Here is a 1,050-nt window from a genome sequence, read left to right as displayed (position 1 = left end):
AGCAAAGTGATTGACGGGATTCTTGCCAGCCGGACAGACTGCAAGGAATGTAAGCCTGTCTATGAGAAGTACCAGAAGATGTTTTTTAAGAAAACAAAGGAGAAATTCAAACAGGAACACCCGGAGGTTGCCCGGTATGAGAAAGCCGCCGCCTACCTTGCCAAGCACCCGGACGATAAGGACAGTACCCAAAATGAGCTGCAAGAGGAGCAGGAAACGCTTCTCAGCGAAATCGCAGAGCTGAAAGTACAGCTGACCGAGGTGCAGGCTGATTTGAAGAAGCTGCGGGACATCCGCTACTGGGTACGGAAAGCTACACCCGGCACAGAAGAAAGCAAAGAGCCGCCCAAGAAGCAGCCTATCAAGGAAGTCTTGCAGGATAAGGCAGACGAGAAAAAGGCTCAAAGAACCGCCCCGGCACAGGCGAAACACAGACAACAGGATATGGAACTTTAACAGGCACTTGCCATTTTCAATCAGAGAATGTCAGGTGCTTTTCTTATTTTCAAGGAGGGATAGATTTGAATGTATTTGAAGCTGTGAAGCAGTCCGTCACAACAAGACAGGCTGCGGAGCATTATGGAATCCATGTAGGTCGGAACGGGATGGCTTGCTGCCCGTTCCATAATGATAAAACCCCAAGCATGAAGCTGGATCGGCGTTACCACTGCTTCGGCTGCGGTGCGGATGGGGATGTGATTGATTTTGCCGCCGCCCTGTATGGGCTGGCAAAGAAAGAAGCCGCCGTACAACTGGCAAATGACTTTGGGCTTTCCTATGAGGACTGGAAACCGCCGGGAAAGGCAAAAAAGCCCAAGCCCCGGCAGAAATCCCCGGAGGAACAGTTTCAGGAAGCAAAGAACCGCTGCTTCCGTATCCTTGCCGATTATCTCCACCTGCTTCGGGCATGGAGAACGGAATATGCCCCGCACTCCCCAGAGGAAGCCTTTCATCCCCGGTTTGTGGAAGCCTTACAAAAGCAAGCCCATGTGGAATATCTGCTGGATGTGCTGCTGTTCGGGGAGACAGAGGAAAAAGCGGCTTTGATTG

General features: G+C 51.4%; 1 protein-coding gene and 1 pseudogene. Both read left to right on the top strand.

Annotated elements, in window-relative coordinates; all coding sequences use genetic code 11:
- A pseudogene (locus tag GPK49_RS13090) lies at positions 1-456 on the top strand (MobQ family relaxase); the annotation flags it as partial.
- A gap of 65 nt (positions 457-521) precedes the next feature.
- The coding region (locus GPK49_RS11020; RefSeq protein ID WP_444876957.1) for a CHC2 zinc finger domain-containing protein at positions 522-1,050 on the top strand (529 nt) is incomplete at its 3' end.

This window comes from Clostridium sp. MCC345, assembly GCF_018785345.1.
Classification (GTDB): domain Bacteria; phylum Bacillota; class Clostridia; order Lachnospirales; family Anaerotignaceae; genus Anaerotignum_A; species Anaerotignum_A faecicola.
Note: the sequence above shows the minus strand (reverse complement) of the source record. Positions and strands in the feature narration are given on the sequence as shown.